General features: G+C 67.6%; 5 protein-coding genes. 3 read left to right on the forward strand and 2 right to left on the reverse strand.

What is annotated here, in order from left to right; genetic code table 11:
- Positions 1 to 52: 52 nt before the first annotated feature.
- The gene (locus CITRIK5_RS11745) at positions 53 to 559 is read right to left on the reverse strand and encodes a hypothetical protein (protein WP_159833793.1); all 507 of its coding nucleotides are present in this window, start codon (positions 557 to 559) and stop codon (positions 53 to 55) included.
- A 419-nt stretch (positions 560 to 978) separates the two neighbouring features.
- Here CITRIK5_RS11745 and CITRIK5_RS11750 point away from each other — a divergent pair, with 419 nt between their 5' ends.
- The 3 genes from CITRIK5_RS11750 (at position 979) to CITRIK5_RS12345 (ending at position 3,282) form a co-directional block, all read left to right on the forward strand.
- Positions 979 to 2,196: a hypothetical protein gene (locus tag CITRIK5_RS11750; RefSeq protein WP_159833795.1), complete on the forward strand. Its 1,218-nt coding sequence runs from the start codon at positions 979 to 981 to the stop codon at positions 2,194 to 2,196.
- 207 nt (positions 2,197 to 2,403) lie between these two features.
- Positions 2,404 to 2,793: an IS5 family transposase gene (locus tag CITRIK5_RS12340; protein WP_255477380.1), complete on the forward strand. Its 390-nt coding sequence runs from the start codon at positions 2,404 to 2,406 to the stop codon at positions 2,791 to 2,793.
- A 144-nt stretch (positions 2,794 to 2,937) separates the two neighbouring features.
- Positions 2,938 to 3,282, forward strand: coding sequence for a transposase (locus tag CITRIK5_RS12345; RefSeq protein WP_255477381.1), 345 nt, complete (start codon positions 2,938 to 2,940; stop codon positions 3,280 to 3,282).
- 229 nt (positions 3,283 to 3,511) lie between these two features.
- Here the strand turns inward: CITRIK5_RS12345 and CITRIK5_RS11760 are convergent, their stop codons facing one another.
- Positions 3,512 to 3,658: a hypothetical protein gene (locus CITRIK5_RS11760; RefSeq protein WP_159833797.1), complete on the reverse strand. Its 147-nt coding sequence runs from the start codon at positions 3,656 to 3,658 to the stop codon at positions 3,512 to 3,514.
- Positions 3,659 to 3,726: the final 68 nt, after the last annotated feature.

Genomic DNA, 3,726 nt, shown 5'->3' on the forward strand with positions numbered 1-3,726 from the left:
GCGGTCGGGGTGGGGTTGCACCCACGAGAGTGGACATGTATAGTTAGTCATGTCAGCAGGGGTTCACCGGAGCCTCAGCCCCCACCGTCCCGAGGAGGACACCATGACCACGACCACCGCGGCGAACGGGGCGCGACTGGGCGGTGCCGTGGACGGTGAAGGCTGCCCCGGTCGTGTGCAGGCGCTTGAAGCGGCGGGCCGCGAGCGCGAGCGCGTTCAGGTTGTGGGCGATGTCCTCGCGGGGATCGGAGGTGCGGGTGTGCAGGTGGAGCATCACGCCCAGGGGCTGGTCGGAGCGTCCGAGGCTCCAGGGGCGGTCGTGCTCGGGGCGCAGGGAGGCGGGGAAAGCGCTGTAGGTGCTGAGGCTGTAGGGCTGCAGGTGCAGGCCGTAGTGGATGCCCTCGGGGTCGGTGTCGAACGCGATCAGCAGGTGCTCGGGATGGGCCTGGGTGGTGATCACGTCGTTCAGGGCCTGCAGGGTGGCCGCGGCGGTGTCCTTGTGGGTCCGGCCGGCGGTGACGTGGCGCAGCTGCGTCGTCGGGGCGGTGGCCTGGGTCATGGTGTCCTCCTTGGACGGTGGGGGCTGGGATTCCTACTGAACCCCTGCTGACATGAATAAGACTACATGAACACCGGAGGGGGTGCAATCCGGTAGATACCGGGGCGCGTCGGCCCTGCCCGTGCCGGGGCGCGGGCAGGGCTGGAGTTCAGGACAGCACGCGCTCGCGCAGGCTCGGCTCCAGATCGTCGGGGTGCAGGTCGAGCTCACTGTCCCCGATGATGCTGAGCAGCTGATCCTCAGGGATCAGGGCGCCCAGGTCCTCGCACAGGCCCTCAGTGGTGCGGAAGTTGTCCTCCGTAGACCACTCGGCCTTGGCGCGCAGGTAGCCGGCCCGCGGCGCCAGGGATACTGGTCCAGCAGTCAGGGCTCCCCATGCGATGGATCCCGATCATGCGACTAGGCGAGAGGGTGCAGAGATGGGATACGCAGCGCGCCGCAAGCGCGAACGGCGGGCTCTCCGCCGGGAGGCTAGGAACCTTGGCACGGGACTGGAGCTTCTCGTCGCGCCTTCGCCGACGAGCGGCCCGGGTGCAAAGTTTCTCGACCGAGATCTCAGCTTGATCAGAGCGGGTCTGCTGTACGCCGACAGGGTCGAACTGCTGTCGCCTTCTGCCCTGATGTTGAGTGGCGTCGCCTCCATCTCCGACCCGACCGCCTTGATTGCGCTCATGAGCCAGTTCGACGCGCCTACCTTGGCCCGCCTAGGTCTCAAGGATGATCCAGCGAACTTCCAAGCGGTCTTGCTCCAGTTGCAGGCAACCATGGCGCTCTCTAGGGAACAGAAACGCAGGCTTACAAGGGCCCAGCGTTCCGCGCTGGATGAAGTGCACGCGCGTCTCGAGCAAGCCGTGAGCCGGCCGGCGACGGCGGCGAAGCTGGAGTCAATGCTTGAAGAGGCTGGCGCGCCGGAGCTAGTCGAGGCCCTAGAGGCTGGGGTTTTGCGCGTGAGGACGGATATCGGGGCCGCAGACCCGGAGGCGATGTTCGCAAGCTACCTCGAGGCTTTGCGCGCGGCGCTGGTGTCTCCCACGACAAATCTCCTCGTCGACGACCAGGTGGCCTCCGTGGCCCGGGCGCTGATTGAGAGCGGCCAGGTCTCGCCGAACCAGCTCGCCGTGGCGCGAGCCTCGCGCGCCCGTTCGGGTGCGGGACTGATCAGTCACCTGCCAGCATTCCTGGGCGCGGATGTCACCTCGGTGCTGTCAGCCCGCGCAGAGCTCGAGGCGCCACTGGGCCGATACCGGTCTGCGGTGAGCGAACTGACAGAACGCATGAAGCTGGGTCCTTTCGACGAGGGGCATGGGGACGAAATTGCCGACTTCTGGCGCGACGAAGTCCGTCCGACCGTTGACTCCCTCCGCGCAGACCTGAGCGTCTCCAGGCTCGCTCGGGATGCAGCGCTGAACGTCGTCTCAGACACCAAGGCCCTAGTCAGCGGCGGAGCGGTCTTCTTCGGTCTCGACTGGGGTGCTGAGGTGCCCACTATGGCTGCCGCGGCGGCCGGCACTGTCGCAACCACGGTGAAGGTCGCAGCTGACGCCTACAAGGGGCGTCAGCAACGCCGTGAGGATGCTAAGAGCCACGGGATGTTCTATCTGCTCGAACTCGACCGCCGACTCCAGCATCGGGAGTAGCGATGCTCTCCGAGCAGGACTCTTTGCGCCCCGCCGACCGCTCGATGCCCGCGCGTCTACGAATCAAGGCCCCATCGCATGGGCGATGGGGCCCAACGCGCGCGATTGCTGGGCGATCGCCTGCGACCGCAGGCACCGGCACCCGTCGTCCTTAGCTAGGGCGTGTTGCTAAAGGGTTTCAAGCTTTGGGTGCGCCAGTCTTGAGGGGTGTCGCGTGATGTCATCTCGGACGAGGTCTGGGCCGTGATCGGCCCGCTGTTCCCTGCCCCGAAGTCCACGGGTCGGCCCCCGGTGGATCGGCGCGCGGTGGTCGAGGCCACCGCGTGGCGCTTCCGCACCGGAGCTCCGTGGCGGGATCTGCCCGAGCGGTTCGGGAACTGGAACACGATCTACAAGAACTTCAACCGGTGGGCCGCCCAGGGCGTGTGGGAGCGCGTGCTCGAGCGCACTCAGTCGATGGCACAGCAGGCTGGCGAGCTGGATTGGGTGGCCTCGATCGATTCCACGATCGTGCGCGTCCATCCGCACGGGGCGACCCTGCCCCGCCCCACAGGGGGCCCTGACGAACTACAAGAAATCCGGGGACGAGCCGGCTGATCATGCCATCGGACGCTCCCGCGGCGGTCTGACGACGAAGTCCCATCTGGGCTGTGATGGCAAGGGCAGGGTGCTGGCGTTCGTGGTGACCGGCGGGCAGGTGGCGGACACCTCGATGTTGGCCACCCGCTGGAGCTGATCAGCGTGGCCGGCGCCCGTGGGCGGCCCAGGGCGCGGCCTGACCGCCTGATCGCGAACACGGGCTACCCCTCGAAGGCGAAGCGGGCTTGGCTGCGCCGGCATGGCATCGCGGCCACGATCCCCGAGCGGGCCGATCAGATCACGCACCGGCGCAGACGCCCGGGCCGGCCGATCGACTTCGGTGGAGACCAGCGCCAGCGCTATCGGGGCCGCAATGTCGTGGAGCGGTGCTTCAACCGGCTCAAGCAGTGGCGAGGAATCGCGATGCGCTCGGACAAGTACGCCCGGAGCTATCACGCCGGGCTCTGCCTCGCCGCGACACTGCATTGGCTGACTACTACCCTTTAGCAACACGCCCTAGGGCCTAGGGCGTGTCTCCGGGTGGGGAGGGATTGCAGCCTAGCTACGCGTTTGTGCGATCTTCACTGCACCTCGACAGCTGGTCGAGTAGGGGCGACATGTCGGGCTGCTGGTCAATCCGGGCCCGCAGCTGCGGGGCCTGTCCGGCGGTGGGGGCCGGGGCCTGCGGGGCCCGGCCCGCGAGCGTTCGGGGTGCCCGCGGACCAGGGTGGATGGGTCAGTCCTTGGTGTCCAGGCTGTTCCAGGCCTGGCGCAGCAGCTCGGCAAGCTCGGGGCACCCCTGGCGGATCTTGGCCGCGGCGTCGTCGGCCTCGGTGGTGGCCACTGCGTGGATCATCTGGCCGGTGATCGGGGCGATGCTCATGGGGTCCTCCTGGAGTGATGGGGCTGGGGTTCCACTGAACCCCCGCTGACATGAATAAGACTATATGA

Source organism: Micrococcus sp. 116, assembly GCF_902506395.1.
Classification (GTDB): Bacteria; Actinomycetota; Actinomycetes; order Actinomycetales; family Micrococcaceae; genus Micrococcus; species Micrococcus luteus.